This window comes from Glutamicibacter sp. AOP12-B1-11 (genome assembly GCF_052379245.1).
GTDB lineage: Bacteria > Actinomycetota > Actinomycetes > Actinomycetales > Micrococcaceae > Glutamicibacter.
This window is the reverse complement of sequence record NZ_JBQSYL010000013.1, coordinates 61,149-77,024: the sequence shown is the minus strand read 5'-3', so window position 1 is coordinate 77,024 and position 15,876 is coordinate 61,149. Positions and strand designations below refer to the sequence as shown.

The window sequence follows — 15,876 nt, the reverse complement described above, 5'->3', positions numbered from 1 at the left end:
ACAGCGTGGGCACACCGGGCGACCACAGCGGGTGCATGACACATATGAGATCGTTTCGGGGTGCCTAAAACAGGTGGGGGCGGTTTGGCCCGCGGGAGTCACTTGACCGTAAGACATCTATTTCAACCTTGATCTCATTAGCGCGTTTATCTGTTAAATACGTCGGCTCCGGCGACTCCACTAGGGAATCACCGGAGCCGACGTCGGTAAAGAGGGTGTTACAGGGTCTCGATATCTACCGAGTTGATAACAACATCTTCCGCTGGCTTGTCACGGCCGTCAGTGGCAACTGCGTTCAGCGCGTCGACGATCTTGCGTGATTCGGCTTCGGTCACTTCACCGAAAATGGTGTGCTTGCCCTGCAACCATGCGGTTGGGACGGTGGTGATGAAGAACTGGGAACCGTTGGTTCCACGGCCCATGCGGATACCGGCATTTGCCATGGCTAGCTTGTATGGCTCGTTGAAGTTCAGTTCTGGGTGGATCTCGTCATCGAACTGGTAGCCTGGGCCGCCGAAGCCCTGACCCAGTGGGTCGCCACCCTGAATCATGAAGTCCGAGATGATGCGGTGGAAGATGGTCCCGCTGTATAGCGGGGTGTTGGTCTTCTTGTCACCGGATTCTGGATGTACCCATTCCTGCTCACCGGTCGACAAGCCAACGAAGTTCTTTACGGTCTTCGGGGCGTGGTTGCCGAAAAGATCGACGACGATGTCGCCCAAAGTAGTGTGAATCGTGGCTTTATGCGTTGCGTTTGCGGTCATGGCTTTATTCTCCCATGAGTAGGGGCGAGGCCGCCAAAGCTGGGGTACGCGTTGAGTGAAACATTTGCGCGATTATCCGAGCGCGTCTGTTGAACACTGGCCTCGCATCAGCTAACTGCCTAGTCTGGACGTAGCTGGTAACGAAAATTGATTCATTAGGGAGTAACCATGAGCAAGAAAAGTGCAGCAGGAAAACTTTTGGCATTCGGCGTGTTCGTCGGACTCGTGGCCTTAGGCGTAGCCATGTGGAAGGCTTCAAGGCCCGTTGAGGACCCTTGGGAAAACGAACCAAAAATCGCAGAGCCGCAGCAACCTGTTGAATCTCGCGAAGCGAATGTCGCCGAAGTCCAAAATCTTATCTCCGAGGACTAAACCTCAAGTTTGGGCTTCGCCTGCCCACGCACTACTAGAACAAGTCCCACCAGAATAATCCCTAAACCCAGATAGGTCCCGACAGGAACCACCTGACCTAGGAGCAAAGCCGCGAGCAGGGCAGCGCCTGGAATCTCCAACAAGATCAAGGTCGAAACCGTCAACGGACCGAGAACACTCAACAAATGGTTCATCGCTGTATGCCCAAATAACTGTGCGCACACCGTCAGCAAGATGATCCCCAGCCAACCCCAGGCATCAAATCCCCAGAGCGGTTGGCCTGTAAACAAGCACATCAGTAGCAGCAAGATCGCGGTGACCGCATAGCAGATCGAGGTGTACCTGGACGTCGTCATGGTGCGCCGTGCCGCTGCGCCGGCGAAGGTATAAATAGCTGCAAGGATGCCACCGGCCAGTGCTAAGAGGTCTCCGAAGAATGCGGTGCGCCCCTGCCCCAAGTCGAATCCGGTGATCGTCACTACTCCTAGAATCGCGACGCTCATACCGATAATTACCGGGGAGCGGTAGCGAACTCCGCGCAGGGATTGAAACAAAGCTATCCAAACGCCCTGAATGCAAACTAGGGCGGTTGCCGCTGCGACGCTGGTCATTCGGACGGCAAACATGAAACACACAAAGTGCAGGGCAAGCGCGCCGCCGACCACGAGAAGATAAAACCATTCGCGGCGAGTGAATTGCAGGTACGCCCGAGGATTCTTCCTGATGGAAGGTGCGGCAAGAATGAGGGCCGCTGCCGCATTGCGCCAGAAGGCCATGGACATCACCGGGACGCTGGGAAATGCCGCGATGATGGGGCCAGATGCTGAAATGCCGAGTATTCCCACCGCGGCCAATAAGAACGTCACCGGCTAAGTTTACAAGTTTGGGGTCACTGCCTTGAACCGTGACTGAAGCCAGCCCGCAAAGATTCGTATTTATATATACGGATTTATGCATACACGCAACTCAAATGCCTATATATCGATTTATTCGCCCCTCATAAGAAGCAAATATGCCGCCATCGAAGACCCAATAATTTGCGCCACACTGAAAATACCGCGCCGGGAATTCTGGATTCCAAGGCGGTAGTCGGACTGATTGCTTCGGGTCCCTCTAGCAATTCAGCAATCCCTTAGCCAACGGCCAGCCCCAAGCAGTTGTGCACAATCCCCGTGAACAAGACTAATAAGCCAGCGACTCGGATAGGTCCAGCACATAGGGCGACGATAATCGGGGCGGCAAAGGAAATGGCGAAACATGAAATCCGTGGCAAGCGGGCAGCCTCGCTGGAACTGGCTTATGCAAGAACATCCGAAGCAGCAGGCCGCAGGTCACCGGGATCGGTACGATCCTAACGACGGTTCTGGCCATCATGCCAGGGACTACCGGCAGGTGCTGTCCGGCGAACCAGCTGGCTACATTTGTCATCGCCACCGGCCAACCAAGCAATGGCACCACCGGAAGCGGCGATTCGAATTCCAAAGCGAAGTCAGGAAGTGACAAGGAGCGACCCTGCGGAACATGTTGACCATGAGCAGCGGATTGATCCACAAATTCAATTCGAGCAAGCACCCGGGGAAACCGGCCGCCTAAGCCGCCATGCCGAAGAAGTATCGGGAAACGCGAAACCGCGAGTCGAGAGTCTCGAGCTACTTTCTGTTCACCTCCATGATCCATGTTCGGCGGCTGCTTAGGTAGAGACACCTTCGATATTTTTTCGGGGATATGACTCCCTGGCGAATGGCCGAAGCTAGAAGTTAATGAACGCTGTAGGGCACGTTAAGCTCGGCGTTACCCCGAAACCGCAGTATGGAGATGTGAAGGTTGCTATCGTTGCTGAATCGTTCCTGCCCCACGTCAATGGGGTCACCAACTCGGTCCTAAGGACCCTCGATCATTTGGCCCTCACCGGCCATAGCGCGGTGGTTATCACCCCGGCGGGCTCACTGTCCGGTGAGCTCAAGGGCCATAGCGTGCCACGGACGTACAAGGGATTTCCGGTAATCACCGTCCCTTCAGTAGCCATGGTCAGATATCCAGAAGTGCGTTTAGCCGCCGGAGGCTCAGGCCGGCTCAAAAAAATTCTGGCCAAGGAAGCTCCCGACGTAGTTCACCTGGCAAGTCCTTTCCTCCTGGGCTGGCGTGCCTTGCGCGCCGCGCAGGAATTGGATATCCCGACGCTGGCGATGTATCAAACTGAAGTGCCGACCTACGCGGCTCGTTATAAGATGCCATGGCTCACCGAGAGGCTCTGGGAACACGTCAGAGCCATTCACACGGCCGCGGACCTCACGCTGGTGCCAAGTTCCTTTTCTCGGCGTCAGCTCGAATCTCTGGGCGTCACACGGCTCGCGTGGGGGCGCAGGGGAGTAGACACCGTTCAGTTCACACCAGAGCGTCGCGATATTAAGTTCCGTACGGCTATCGCACCCAATGGTGAACGCATCATTGGCTATGTGGGTCGCCTGGCCGCAGAGAAGCAGGTGGCAGATCTTCGAGTGCTCAATTCGCTGCCGAACACCCGAATCGTGGTGGTTGGTTCCGGGCCTTTGGAAGACGAACTACGCAACGCGTTGCCCGATGCCCACTTCACCGGCTTCCTCTCGGGTACCCGTCTAGCGGAAGTCATTGCATCCTTTGATGTGTTCGTTCATCCGGGCGCCTCGGAAACTTTCTGCCAAACCATCCAAGAAGCCATGGCTTGTGCTGTGCCGGTCGTAGCGGTGGGCAGGGGAGGGCCACTGGATTTAGTGGATTCCTCGCGCACAGGGTGGCTTTACGCCCCGGGAGATCTCAATGAGCTTCGCGCCCGGGTGAGCGACCTCATTTACGATGATGCCAAGCGGCTGGCATTTGCTCGAACCGCCTATCTGAGCGTGCAAGAGCGCACGTGGTTCAGTATCGGTGAACAATTGCTCGGCCATTACAAGAATGTGATGCGTGCTCGCGTCAGCCAGTAGTCGCATCGTTTGTTTCGTGGCTCTTGGGTAAAGCGAAAGGGCGGAAAGCTGATTGCTTTCCGCCCTTTTCATTCTGTGGAGCCTAGGAGATTCGAACTCCTGACATCCTGCTTGCAAAGCAGGCGCTCTACCAACTGAGCTAAGGCCCCGTATTCTATTATCGAAAGATTTTCACTTTCCGAGGAATTCACACCTCGTCTTTGGAAAAGAATTGGCGGAAAGCTTCTGCTTTCCGCCAATCTAACCTGTGGAGCCTAGGAGATTCGAACTCCTGACATCCTGCTTGCAAAGCAGGCGCTCTACCAACTGAGCTAAGGCCCCGAAAAGCGTTAGGAAACCTTGTCGGTTACCTGTTGCCAGGTTTCCTTGATTTCCGAAGAATCCTTCACCTTCTTGATTAGGACTACCGCAGCAGCCGCAATCGTCCCGAGAATCAGGAGCTTTTTCATTCTACCCTCTTTCTCGCCGGTAAGGATTCCGTGGGCGTACCTGGACTTGAACCAGGGACCTCTTCGTTATCAGCGAAGCGCTCTAACCGCCTGAGCTATACGCCCTTACCTTTTTCATTCCCTTCGGAACGAAATAAAACTTTACCGGGGTTTGCAAGAAGATACAAATCGAGCCCGGGTGTCATGCATCACAGCACGAAACCCGGGCTCGACTAGCACGTTCTTAGTCGTCCGTGAGGGTAACTCCGACGCCGCCAACGAGCGAGGAGGCAATGTTGTACAACACCGCTCCGAGCATCGAGAGCACGGAGATCACCACGACGTTGATCACCGCGATGATCGTTGCGTACGAGGCTACCTGGCCCAGCGAGACGACATCTCGCAGGTCGAAGGTTCCCTCGGCACCGATTGCGTCACGCATCAACTGATTGAAGGAATCGAAGGTTCCGGTCAAATCCAGCAGTGCCCAGATTGCCACGGATGCCACCACGGTGATCACACCGAAGGCTACCGATAGCAGGAAGGCAAGTTTGAGTACCGAGAACGGTTCAACCTTCGAAGCAAGCAGCCGCGCCTTGCGCACCTTCGCCTTCGGTGCGGGGCGGACGAGGCGTTCCTGCGACTGGGTTGGGCGCTGCTGACCGGTTCCCGGACGCGGTGCCCCGGCGGCTGGGCGCGGTGCTCCGGCAGCTGGGCGCTGCTGGCCGGTCGGCGCCGGGCGGGCGCCGGTCGGACGGTTGCCATTCGAGGTTGGCGCTGGGCGCTTTACCTGGGTAGGTCGCGGCGCTGCGCTCTTCGGGGCGCTGCCACTTGGGCGAGGCGTCGAGGGCGTGCTCATGCGTTACCTCCGTTATCGGTGTCATCGCTCTGTGCGTCCGAAGCGATTTCAGGCACAGCAGATGACTCATCTGTCATGTTTTCTGAATTCAACGTTACGGCATCTTCCTCCAAGTTCTCTTCGAGCTCCGTCTCAGAGTTCTTGGCAACCGCAATAATATGGTCCTTCTTATCTGGCTTCGCAAAGATCACGCCCATGGTGTCGCGGCCCTTGGAAGGGACCTGCGAAACTGCCGAGCGGACGACCTTGCCCGAGGCCATCACCACGAGCACCTCATCGCTGTTGTCGACGATCAACGCACCGACCAATTCGCCGCGTTCCTCGTTGAGTTTAGCGACCTTAATGCCCAAACCACCGCGTGATTGCACACGATATTCTTCGACCGTGGTGCGCTTCGCATAGCCCTCGTTGGTGACGGTGAAGACGAAGGAGTCCGCGCGGACCACCTCGGCGGCGAGCAGTTCGTCGTGCTCGCGGAACTTCATTCCGGTCACCCCGGAGGTGGCGCGGCCCATCGGACGCAGCGCCGTATCGGTCGCGGTGAAGCGCACCGACTGGCCCTTGCGTGAGACGAGCATCACGTCATCGGATTCGCTAACGAGCTGCGCGGAGACCAATTCGTCATCTTCGCGCAGGTTGATGGCGATCACCCCGGCGGTGCGGTTGGTGTCGTAATCCTCCAGCCGGGTCTTCTTCACCAGGCCGTTGCGGGTGGCGAGCATCAGGTACTCGGCATCCTGGTAGGTGCGCAGATCCAGCACCTGGGCGATGTGCTCGTCGGGCTGGAAGGCCATCACGTTGGCCACGTGCTGGCCCTTCGCGTCGCGTCCGGCTTCGGCCAATTCGTAGCACTTGGTGCGGTACACCCGGCCATGGTTGGTGAAGAACAGCAGGTAGTTGTGCGTGGAGGTCACGAAGAAGTGCTCCACCACGTCGTCCCCCCGCAGGTTGGCACCCTTGATACCCTTGCCGCCGCGCTGCTGCGAACGGTAGTTGTCGATACGGGTGCGCTTCACATAGCCGCCGCGGGTGATGGTGACCACCATTTCCTCTTCGGGAATCAGGTCCTCGACGTTCATATCGCCGTCGAAGCCCATGAGCACCTTGGTGCGGCGGTCGTCGCCGTGCTTGTCCACGATCTCGGCAAGTTCTTCCGAGACGATGGTGCGCTGGCGCTGCGGATCGCCGATGATTTCCTTGAATTCGGTGATCATCGTTTCCAGCTCGGCGTGGCGATCCTGGATCTTCTGGCGTTCCAGGGCGGCCAGCCGGCGCAGCTGCATGTCGAGGATGGCACGGGACTGCGCCTCGTCAATGTCCAGCAGTTCCATCAGTCCGTCGCGGGCCGCTTCGGTGGTGGAAGAGCGGCGGATCAAGGCGATCACCTCGTCCAAGGCATCCAAGGCCTTGAGCAGGCCGCGCAGGATGTGGGCCTCTTCTTCGGCCTTCTTCAGCCGGTACTTGGTGCGGCGCACGATCACTTCGATCTGGTGGGTCACCCAGTGGCGGATGAAGCCATCCAGCGGCAGGGTGCGCGGCACCCCGTCGACGATCGCGAGCATATTCGCGGAGAAGTTCGACTGCAGCTCGGTGTGCTTGTAGAGGTTGTTCAGCACCACCTTGGCCACGGCGTCGCGCTTGAGCACGATCACCAGGCGCTGGCCGGTACGGCCCGAGGTCTCGTCGCGCATATCGGCGATGCCGGCGATCTTTCCGTCTCGGACCAGCTCGGCGATCTTCACCGCGAGGTTATCCGGGTTCGCCATATACGGCAGTTCGGTGACCACCAGGCAGGCGCGTCCCTGGATTTCCTCGACGTTGACCACTGCACGCATGGTGATCGAGCCACGGCCGGTGCGGTAGGCATCCGAGATGCCCTTGGTGCCCAGGATCATCGCGCCGGAAGGGAAGTCCGGGCCCTTGACCCGCTGCATCAGCGCGGCAAGCAGCTCTTCGCGGGAAACGTCGGGATTCTGCAGGTACCACTGCACGCCCTCGGCGACCTCGCGCAGGTTATGCGGCGGAATGTTGGTGGCCATGCCGACCGCGATCCCCGAGGAGCCGTTGACCAGAAGGTTCGGGAACCGTGCCGGCAGCACCGTTGGTTCCTGGTTCTTGCCGTCGTAGTTGTCCTGGAAATCAACGGTGTCTTCGTTGATGTCGCGGACCATTTCCATGGCCAGCGGGGCCATTTTGGTTTCGGTGTAACGCTGGGCGGCGGCGCCATCGTTGCCCGGGGAACCGAAGTTGCCCTGGCCCAAAGCCAGCGGGTAGCGCATGACCCAGTCCTGGATCAGCCGGACCAGCGCATCGTAGATCGCGGTGTCGCCGTGCGGGTGGTACTGGCCCATGACCTCGCCAACCACGCGGGCGCACTTGTTGTACGAACGCTCGGGGCGGTAGCCGCCGTCGTACATTGCGTACAGCACGCGGCGGTGCACCGGCTTCAGCCCGTCGCGCACGTCGGGCAGCGCACGGCCCACGATCACGGCCATCGCATAGTCAAGGTAGGACCGCTGCATTTCGGTCTGCAGATCGATCTGGTCGATCTTGTCGTGGCCCTCAAGTGCGGGCACGATTTCCCCGTCCAACGGTTCGTTGCCCGGGGTTTGCTCGTCGCTCATTTCATCCCTTTACAAGTCAAAATTCGTTACTGGTTATCGTTTCGCTGCGCGGAGCGCGCGTTAGATATCCAGGAAGCGCACGTCCTTGGCGTTCTGCTGAATGAAGTTGCGGCGGGACTCTACGTCCTCGCCCATCAGCACGGAGAAGACCTCGTCCGCGGCGGCCGCATCGTCCATGGCCACCTGGCGCAGAACACGATGGGCCGGATCCATGGTGGTGTCCCACAGCTCCGAGTAGTCCATCTCGCCCAGGCCCTTGTAGCGCTGGATGCCATTTTCCTTCGGGATGCGCTTATTCGCGGCGGCGCCCTTGACCAGGGCGTCATCGCGTTCGCGGTCCGTGAATACGTACTCGTGGGCCGCGTTGGTCCACTTGATGCGGTACAGCGGCGGGCTGGCCAGGTACACGTAGCCGTGTTCGATCAGCGGGCGCATGAAGCGGAAGATCAGCGTCAGCAGCAACGTGGTGATGTGCTGGCCGTCGACGTCGGCGTCGGCCATCAGCACGATCTTGTGATAGCGCAGCTTGGCCATGTCGAACTCTTCGCCGATGCCGGTGCCGAAGGCGGTGATCATCGCCTGCACCTCGGCGTTGCCCAGCGCGCGGTCCAGGCGGGCACGCTCGACGTTCAGGATCTTGCCGCGCAGCGGCAAGATGGCCTGGGTGTGCGGGTCGCGTCCACGCTTGGCCGAGCCGCCTGCGGAGTCACCCTCGACGATGAACACCTCGCACTCGGCGGGGTTCTTCGAGGAGCAGTCCGAGAGCTTGCCGGGCATGCCGAAGGATTCCATCGGCGACTTGCGGCGCGCATTGTCGCGCGCCTTGCGGGCCGCCATGCGGGCCTGGGAGGCGAGCTGGGCCTTGCGGATGATATCGCGGGCCACGTTCGGGTTGCGTTCGAACCAGTCGCCCAGTTCGTCGTTGACCACACCATGGACGAAGCCACGGGCCATCGAGTTGCCCAGCTTGGTTTTGGTCTGGCCTTCGAACTGCGGTTCGGAAAGCTTCACCGAAAGCACCGCCGTCAACCCTTCGCGGGCATCATCCCCGGAGAGGTTGTCGTCTTTCTCGCGCAGGATCTTGTTATCGCGGGCGTACCTGTTGAGCAGCCCGGTCAGCGCCGCGCGGAAGCCTTCTTCGTGAGTTCCGCCTTCATGGGTGTTGATGGTGTTCGCGTAGGTGTGCACCGATTCCGAGTAGGCGCTGGTCCACTGCATGGCGATTTCAACGCTGATGCCGCGGGCGGTGTCTTCGGCCTCGAAGGCGATGACCTCCTCGTGGACCAGCTCGACCTTCTTGGCGGAGTTCAGGTGCTTGACATAGTCCAGCAGGCCGTCCTTGTACAGGTAGTCGACCACGCGGGGCTTGACTACCTGGTTCTCACGCTCTTCCTCGACCTCTGCTTCAACCTCTTCGACGACGCGTTCATCGGTCAGGCGGATACGCAGTCCCTTATTCAGGAACGCCATCTGCTGGAAGCGGGCGCGCAGGGTTTCGAAGTCGAATTCTACGGTCTCGAAGATTTCCGGGTCCGGGTAGAACGTCTGGGTGGTGCCGGTGACGTCGGTTTCTTCGCCCTTGGTCAGCGGCTGCGTGGTGACCCCACCGTTGGCAAAGGAAATCCGCCAGGCATGGCCCTTCTGGCGAACCACGGTATCAACGCGGCGCGAGAGGGCGTTGACCACGGAAATGCCCACACCGTGCAAACCGCCGGAAACCGCGTAGCTGCCTCCGCCAAATTTGCCGCCGGCGTGCAGGATCGTCATGACGACCTCTACGGCAGGTTTGCCTTCGGTTGGGTGCATGTCGGTGGGAATGCCACGTCCATTGTCCTCGACACGGACACCACCATCGTCCTGCAAGGTGATGTCGATGGTGTCGCAGTAGCCTGCCAATGCCTCATCGACGGAGTTATCGACGACCTCGTATACCAGGTGGTGCAGGCCTCGTGGACCGGTGGAACCGATGTACATGCCCGGACGTTTGCGTACCGCTTCGAGTCCTTCGAGGACGGTAATGTCCTGGGCGCCATAGGTGTGTTCGACTTTGGAAGTCATCGATTCCGCGGGTACTTGGCTTTCGGCCGGTTCCTGCGGTGAAGCGTTTTCGGTAGACACTTGTGCTACGAACTCCTCGAATTTGGCGCGCGATTCCCTGCCGCTCCTGAGTGAGGTGCGTATCAAGAAATCATGGTCGGGTGCAACGAGCGCAGGGCGTACCTGCACAACGCGCATTCACTACCGCTAATTCTACCGCGTTTAGCAAAATATATAGGGATCCTGAAGCTCAAATCGGCTGTAGCAGCCACAGAACCGTCTCTCTGAGCGGTTGAGGGCGATCCGGTGAGGGGGGAGCCAGCCACCGGGTCCGTTAGAGCGCCATATGCCGTGCCAGCATTTTTAGCCGTAGGTGTCTCGCGGTCCACGTCCGGCGACCGAACGCATTCCGTGCCGCCACGATGGAGCGTTGGGCCCCAGAACCTTGATGACAGTTACAATCCCAGGGCCTAGTTCGGCATCGATTTTCTTCAAAATTTGATGGCTGAGTAGGCGTAACTGCGTGGCCCAGGAAGTTGAATCGCAGCGCACGACGACGACCGTATCTTCAAAGGATTCTGGTTTGCAGTGCGCCGCAACGTTTTCTCCGACAAGTTCTGCCCACCGGCCAAGTACCGAACCGACGGCAACTTGCGTATTCCAGCCACGGGATTTTGACATTCTGTTGACGATTTCGCCGATGGCATGCGGGTCACGGGCAGATCCTTCGCTTGCGGTACCCTTGGGAGCGGCAAATCCGCGACGAGCGGCCTGCCGTTTCTTCACCCGCTCCATTCGGGCCGCATCGATTCTCGGCTCTCCGCGTTCCTCGGCAAGCTTGCGCATGCGATTGAGCAGCGCTTTGGCTGAGTCGAGCTCTTCCTCAGACATCGCTGACCTGGCCGGGGCTGACTTGGAAAAAATGCCCCTTCAAAGCTTCGGGGACATCGGCGGCAACCGCGGCCGTGACAAGAACTTGTTCGGCACCGGACACAATATGAGCCAGCCTGTCTCGTCGAGTCGCATCCAGCTCAGCAAAGACATCATCGAGGATCAGGATTGGACCCGAGCCGGTTCGCGGATCGTCATCGCCAAAGACTCGGTAGGCTGCCAAACGCAAAGCGAGCGCAAACGACCAGGTTTCGCCATGTGAGGCGTAGCCCTTCGCCGGGGTCGCCCCCAAGGTCAAGGTCAGATCGTCGCGATGCGGGCCGAAGAGAGAAATTCCGCGATCCAATTCACGTGATCGGTTTGCCTCGATGGAATTCAGCAACAATTCCCGAATCTCGTCCTGGGCCATTGCCTCGAGATCGTTGGCGGGAAGCGAATTCTCATCGTTCTCTCCCTCGAGCGAGGAGCGATAGATTGCACCGGCGTGCTTCTTGCCATCGGCGAGGTCCGCATAGGCGGCCTCCATGTACGGACGCAGCAGCGCCAAGACGTTCAGCCGTCCCCGGATGAGGCGTGCCCCGCAGTTCGCAAGCTGCATGTCCCAAGCCTGCAGGGTACTTTCCTGCGAGGAATTCAACTTGGATTTCCCGCGGATCGATTTGAGCAACGCATTGCGCTGCTTCACGATTCGCTCGTAGTCGTTTTTGGTGCCGGCTTCGATGGGCCGCAGGGAGATGAGCATCTCGTCCAGGAAGCGGCGACGGTTCGAGGGGTCGCCCTTGATCAGGGCAAGGTCCTCGGGAGCAAACAGGACGGTTCGAACGAGTCCAAGAATTTCACGTGCTCGCACCGGATTGGCCCGATTGATTCGGGCACGGTTGATCTTGCCGCTGGTAATTTCGACCTCGAGCGAGGAGGTCTGGGAACCGCGGTGCAAGGTGCCGCGGATCAGTGCTCGTTCGGACCCGAATTGAATTAATGGGGCATCGCTACTGACCCGGTGCGAGGAAAGATTCGCTAGATAGCCGACGGCCTCAACAATGTTGGTTTTGCCCACACCGTTGGGGCCGACCAGTACATTAATGCCCGGGGCAAGTTGCACGTCGGCCTGCACGTACGAGCGAAAGCTCGTGAGGGAAAGCTGCGAGATATACACCGAGAGTCCTGGAAGCTGCGAAGCGGTGGATGGCCAGGCCATCCACCGCGAGGTTGTTGCTAGTTCGAGTTTGGCAATCGAACTGGCATGACCAGGTACCGGTACTGGTCCTGATCGTCTTCGTCGATCTGCTTCTGACCGGTGATCATCGCAGGTTTAGGTGCGCTGGTGAAGGAGAACCGCACGTAGTCGGTATTGAAGGAGCCTAGGCCCTCGCTCAGGAATGTGGGGTTGAACGCCACGGTGATGTCTTCACCCCGAAGCGAAGCAACGATCGCCTCTTCGGCCTGGGCATCTTCGCCGGTTCCCGCATCCAGGGTCAGCTGACCATCGGTGAAAGCCATGCGAACCGGAGTATTACGTTCGGCAACCACCGAGACGCGGCGTACTGCTTCGATTAGATCGCTGGTACGAACGGTCGCATGGATGGGGGTGTTGTCCGGGAACAGCGAACGAATCTTTGGATAGTCGCCATTGATCAGCAGCGAGGTGGTTCGGCGATTGGCGCTTTCGAAACCAATCATTTCGCCGTTAGGGCTGATAGCCAGCTTCAAATCACCGGCGCTCGAAAGTGTTTTCGCGACTTCACTCAAGGTCTTCGCCTTGATCAAGAATGAGGTAGAAACTTCTGGCTGGTTAGGGGACCAGTTCAGTTCGCGCATCGCCAAGCGGTAACGGTCGGTAGCCAGGAAGGTAATGAGATCGTTTACGATTTCTACCTTGATGCCGGTAAGAACCGGAAGAGTATCATCTTTGGACGCAGCAACGATGACCTGCGATACGGCTTCGGAGAAAGCTTGTCCATTAATGGTTCCCGCAACTTCTGGAAGCGCAGGAAGCGTCGGGTATTCATCCACGGGCATGGTTGCCAAGTGGAAACGAGAACGGCCGCAGGAAACCGTAATCTTCGTGCCATCGGTTTCCAGCGTCACCGTTGAATTAGGCAAAGATCGGGTAATTTCTGCAAGAAGCTTGCCAGAAACCAGCACTTCACCCTGTTCTGCTATATCGGCAGGTATTTCAATATGGGATGAGATCTCGTAATCAAAACCCTCAAGGCGAACGATGCCCTCATGGGTAGTGATCAAAATGCCAGCAAGTACTGGAGATGGTGGACGCTGCGCTAGAGACCTTGCGGTCCAAGAAACGGCGTCTGCCAATACATCCTTTTCAACGCTGAACTTCACGAAAAATCCGCCTTTCGGAACCCATAAGTCTTAAGTCAGGCCAAGAAGCTTGTTTCCCGCCAAGTTCTTAAGCATAGAGCAGGTAGCTACACGATATCTCCACTTAATCTTGCCACGACTTTCCTCATGAAGCTTCATAGAAGATTCCGAGGTGTGCAGTGCAGCGAACTTATGAACAAAAAATCGTTCAAAACGGGTGTATCGGGGAGAGGTCTCGTTATTTGGATGAATAAGTGTTTAAAGGAAGTAGTGTTAATAACCCCTGTGGATACTGTGGATAACCGCCGCGATCCCATAGATTGAACCAATTGTGCATGTGAACAATCTGTGACTGGGAGTGACACTCAGTTCCAGTGCCCTGTTGAAACTCAGTGTCACTCTTTTCGCAGTCCACACTCGAGGTGCTTGTTATGCGCAGGTTGTCTCCAACTACTCCACAGCCTTATCCACAGCTGTGATTTTCGTGAATCAGTGCTCGCGCTGGCTTTGTTTGATGCGGTTTGTCAGTTCTGTCACCTGGTTGAAGATCGCACGACGTTCGGCCATCAGTTCACGAATCTTGCGATCGGCATGGATCACGGTGGTATGGTCACGTCCACCGAGTTCGGCACCGATCTTCGGCAGAGACATATCGGTCAATTCCCGCAGGAGGTACATCGCGATCTGACGTGCAGTGACCAGCGTTCGAGTACGTGACTTACTGTTGAGCTCATCAATGCTCAGTCCGAAGTATTCGGCGGTCTGCTTGATGATGGTTGAGGGCGTGATCTCCTGGGCACCGTCGGCGCTGATCAAATCCTTCAGAACGGTTTCGGCCAGGGCAAGGTCTACTTGCTGGTTATTCAATGAGGCGAAGGCCGTCACTCGAATGAGTGCACCCTCGAGCTCACGGATATTCGTAGAGATGCGTGAAGCAATGTATTCCATCACGTCGCCCGGGGCAGAAAGGTTCTCCGCATCCGCCTTCTTGCGCAAGATCGCAATTCGAGTTTCCAATTCAGGCGGCTGGATATCGGTAAGCAAACCCCATTCGAAGCGTGAACGCATTCGATCTTCAAAGCCCTGGAGCTGCTTCGGCGGCAAGTCGGAGGTGATCACTACCTGCTTGTTGTGATTATGCAGGGCATTGAAGGTGTGGAAGAACTCTTCTTGCGTCGCGTCCTTATTTGCCAAGAACTGAATATCGTCAATCAGCAGAATGTCGACGTTGCGGTAGGTCTGTTTGAAACTGGCACCCTCGTCATCACGGATGGAGTTGATGAAATCGTTGGTGAATTCTTCGGAATTCACGTAGCGAACACGAATGCCCTTGTAGAGGTGACGCGCGTAATGCCCAATCGCATGAAGTAGGTGCGTCTTACCCAAACCAGAATCGCCGTAGATGAATAGCGGGTTGTAGGCCTTCGCCGGCGCTTCGGCAACGGCAACGGCGGCCGCATGCGCAAATCGATTCGAAGAGCCGATCACGAAGGTATCGAATATGTACTTCGGATTCAGGCGACCGAACTCTTGGGAATTTGAGGGGGGAGTCGGCTGGGGCGCCGGCTGTGGGCGTGGGCCGGGAGTCTCCGGAACCGGGGCTGGAGTGGAAACAGGTGCTGGTTTTTCCTCGACCGGCTGTTCGACGTCTTCGGCCAGAGACAGGTCGACGCTTACCGCGCAACGAATATCGTCCTGGAAGACTTCGCGCAGTGCTTGATCTAGCGGCTCGCGTAGTTGAGTCTGCAGAATGTCACGGGTGAGGTCATTTGGCACTGCAACAAGAAGGGTACTTCCGATGAGACCCTGGGGCTTGGCTAAGGACACAAACGGACGGTGGCGGGCTTTAACCCGATCGTCGTCTTCGATCTTGCGAATGACTTGACGCCAGGAGCTCCCAATACTATTGGTCTCGTCGCTACTCACTAAGGGCGTCCCACTTCCATCATTTAATGCAATGTTGATCACACAAAACCCGATTTTCGGCTTTGTTTTCGCCATTCTGGCGACGCTATCACCACTGATTCTATCCACTATCCACATGGTTATGCACAGTCTGGTGGAAAAAGTTAGCGGTTTGGCTGTGGAAAACGTCTTCTCCCTTGAAATCTAGGCTTTTGAGGTCCGCTTTGACGTGGTTTTTCGCGTCAGAATGTGAGGTGTCTTTCGTTGAAAGCTGTCGTAATCCACAAGTTTGGGGTAGATTATTCACAGGCAACGCTCTGATATTCACAGGGGCGCTGTTACCGCGCGCCAATTTGACCTACGGCTCAAATTTTCCTATCGTTATTCAGTCCTATGTGTGCGTTTTGTGACCTGCTCAGTTTTTAGAAGAGCCCGCGAAATCACGCATTTTATAAAGAACGAGCGTCAGCCTGTTGTTATCCAGCTAGCTAGTAGCGGGTACGGCGCATCACTTAAAATTCTTGGAGTGTCACCGTGAGCAAGCGGACTTTTCAGCCAAACAACCGTCGTCGTGCTAAGAAGCACGGTTTCCGTCTTCGTATGCGTACCCGTGCGGGTCGCGCAATCCTTTCGGCTCGTCGCGGCAAGAGCCGCACCGAGCTTTCCGCATAAATTTGTGGATCAGCTTTTGGCTGCATAGTTCTGATGGACTCG

At 57.4% G+C, this 15,876-nt stretch carries 13 protein-coding genes, 3 tRNA genes and 1 pseudogene; 3 read left to right on the top strand and 14 right to left on the bottom strand.

Annotated features, from left to right (window positions below; translation table 11 throughout):
* Positions 1-218 precede the first annotated feature (218 nt).
* The gene (locus tag ACT3UQ_RS09715; protein ID WP_105554059.1) at positions 219-764 is read right to left on the bottom strand and encodes a peptidylprolyl isomerase; all 546 of its coding nucleotides are present in this window, start codon (positions 762-764) and stop codon (positions 219-221) included.
* A 168-nt stretch (positions 765-932) separates the two neighbouring features.
* On the opposite strand from ACT3UQ_RS09715, the gene ACT3UQ_RS09710 reads away from it, so the two are divergent.
* Complete coding sequence (locus ACT3UQ_RS09710; protein WP_105554058.1) at positions 933-1,136, top strand: hypothetical protein; 204 nt, start codon at positions 933-935, stop codon at positions 1,134-1,136.
* On the opposite strand, the gene ACT3UQ_RS09705 is transcribed toward ACT3UQ_RS09710, so the two are convergent.
* Together ACT3UQ_RS09705 and ACT3UQ_RS09700 are read right to left on the bottom strand one after the other, a co-directional pair.
* Complete coding sequence (locus tag ACT3UQ_RS09705; protein ID WP_308729562.1) at positions 1,133-1,639, bottom strand: DMT family transporter; 507 nt, start codon at positions 1,637-1,639, stop codon at positions 1,133-1,135. The genes ACT3UQ_RS09710 and ACT3UQ_RS09705 overlap by 4 nt on opposite strands.
* 24 nt (positions 1,640-1,663) lie before the next feature.
* Positions 1,664-1,981 (bottom strand): annotated as a pseudogene (locus ACT3UQ_RS09700) (EamA family transporter); the annotation flags it as partial.
* Positions 1,982-2,953: 972 nt separating this feature from the next.
* On the opposite strand from ACT3UQ_RS09700, the gene ACT3UQ_RS09695 reads away from it, so the two are divergent.
* Positions 2,954-4,096: a glycosyltransferase family 4 protein gene (locus ACT3UQ_RS09695; RefSeq protein ID WP_105554056.1), complete on the top strand. Its 1,143-nt coding sequence runs from the start codon at positions 2,954-2,956 to the stop codon at positions 4,094-4,096.
* 76 nt (positions 4,097-4,172) lie between these two features.
* Here the strand turns inward: ACT3UQ_RS09695 and ACT3UQ_RS09690 are convergent.
* From ACT3UQ_RS09690 to dnaA, 11 genes are all read right to left on the bottom strand, one after another.
* A tRNA-Ala gene (locus ACT3UQ_RS09690) sits at positions 4,173-4,245 on the bottom strand.
* 99 nt (positions 4,246-4,344) lie between these two features.
* A tRNA-Ala gene (locus ACT3UQ_RS09685) sits at positions 4,345-4,417 on the bottom strand.
* An 8-nt stretch (positions 4,418-4,425) separates the two neighbouring features.
* Positions 4,426-4,545: a DLW-39 family protein gene (locus ACT3UQ_RS09680; protein ID WP_217990318.1), complete on the bottom strand. Its 120-nt coding sequence runs from the start codon at positions 4,543-4,545 to the stop codon at positions 4,426-4,428.
* 31 nt (positions 4,546-4,576) lie between these two features.
* Positions 4,577-4,650, bottom strand: a tRNA-Ile gene (locus tag ACT3UQ_RS09675).
* A gap of 118 nt (positions 4,651-4,768) precedes the next feature.
* Positions 4,769-5,383 (bottom strand): DUF3566 domain-containing protein, encoded by a 615-nt coding sequence (locus tag ACT3UQ_RS09670; RefSeq protein ID WP_105554055.1) that lies wholly within the window; start codon positions 5,381-5,383, stop codon positions 4,769-4,771.
* Positions 5,380-8,007 (bottom strand): DNA gyrase subunit A, encoded by a 2,628-nt coding sequence (gene gyrA / locus ACT3UQ_RS09665; protein ID WP_444637045.1) that lies wholly within the window; start codon positions 8,005-8,007, stop codon positions 5,380-5,382. The genes ACT3UQ_RS09670 and gyrA overlap by 4 nt, the downstream gene beginning before the upstream one ends.
* A 60-nt stretch (positions 8,008-8,067) precedes the next feature.
* Positions 8,068-10,065, bottom strand: a complete 1,998-nt coding sequence (gene gyrB / locus ACT3UQ_RS09660; RefSeq protein ID WP_219843944.1) for a DNA topoisomerase (ATP-hydrolyzing) subunit B — start codon at positions 10,063-10,065, stop codon at positions 8,068-8,070.
* 342 nt (positions 10,066-10,407) lie between these two features.
* Positions 10,408-10,935, bottom strand: coding sequence for a DUF721 domain-containing protein (locus ACT3UQ_RS09655; protein ID WP_105554053.1), 528 nt, complete (start codon positions 10,933-10,935; stop codon positions 10,408-10,410).
* Positions 10,928-12,091, bottom strand: a complete 1,164-nt coding sequence (gene recF / locus ACT3UQ_RS09650; RefSeq protein WP_105554129.1) for a DNA replication/repair protein RecF — start codon at positions 12,089-12,091, stop codon at positions 10,928-10,930. The genes ACT3UQ_RS09655 and recF overlap by 8 nt, the downstream gene beginning before the upstream one ends.
* Positions 12,092-12,150: 59 nt before the next feature.
* On the bottom strand, positions 12,151-13,278 hold the full coding sequence (dnaN, locus tag ACT3UQ_RS09645; protein WP_096282911.1) for a DNA polymerase III subunit beta: 1,128 nt from the start codon (positions 13,276-13,278) through the stop codon (positions 12,151-12,153).
* A gap of 468 nt (positions 13,279-13,746) precedes the next feature.
* Positions 13,747-15,183, bottom strand: coding sequence for a chromosomal replication initiator protein DnaA (gene dnaA / locus ACT3UQ_RS09640; RefSeq protein ID WP_096282910.1), 1,437 nt, complete (start codon positions 15,181-15,183; stop codon positions 13,747-13,749).
* Between the two features lie 513 nt (positions 15,184-15,696).
* Here dnaA and rpmH point away from each other — a divergent pair.
* A complete protein-coding gene (gene rpmH / locus ACT3UQ_RS09635; protein WP_096257183.1) occupies positions 15,697-15,834 on the top strand; it encodes a 50S ribosomal protein L34 in 138 nt (45 codons plus the stop codon).
* Positions 15,835-15,876: the final 42 nt, after the last annotated feature.

Bases quoted from the DNA above. Each gene is read 5' to 3' on its own strand.
- ACT3UQ_RS09715 (WP_105554059.1), bottom strand. From the start codon at position 764: ATGACCGCAAACGCAACGCATAAAGCCACGATTCACACTACTTTGGGC.
- ACT3UQ_RS09710 (WP_105554058.1), top strand. From the start codon at position 933: ATGAGCAAGAAAAGTGCAGCAGGAAAACTTTTGGCATTCGGCGTGTTC.
- ACT3UQ_RS09705 (WP_308729562.1), bottom strand. From the start codon at position 1,639: ATGAGCGTCGCGATTCTAGGAGTAGTGACGATCACCGGATTCGACTTG.
- ACT3UQ_RS09680 (WP_217990318.1), bottom strand. From the start codon at position 4,545: ATGAAAAAGCTCCTGATTCTCGGGACGATTGCGGCTGCTGCGGTAGTC.
- ACT3UQ_RS09670 (WP_105554055.1), bottom strand. From the start codon at position 5,383: ATGAGCACGCCCTCGACGCCTCGCCCAAGTGGCAGCGCCCCGAAGAGC.
- gyrA (WP_444637045.1), bottom strand. From the start codon at position 8,007: ATGAGCGACGAGCAAACCCCGGGCAACGAACCGTTGGACGGGGAAATC.
- gyrB (WP_219843944.1), bottom strand. From the start codon at position 10,065: ATGACTTCCAAAGTCGAACACACCTATGGCGCCCAGGACATTACCGTC.
- ACT3UQ_RS09655 (WP_105554053.1), bottom strand. From the start codon at position 10,935: ATGTCTGAGGAAGAGCTCGACTCAGCCAAAGCGCTGCTCAATCGCATG.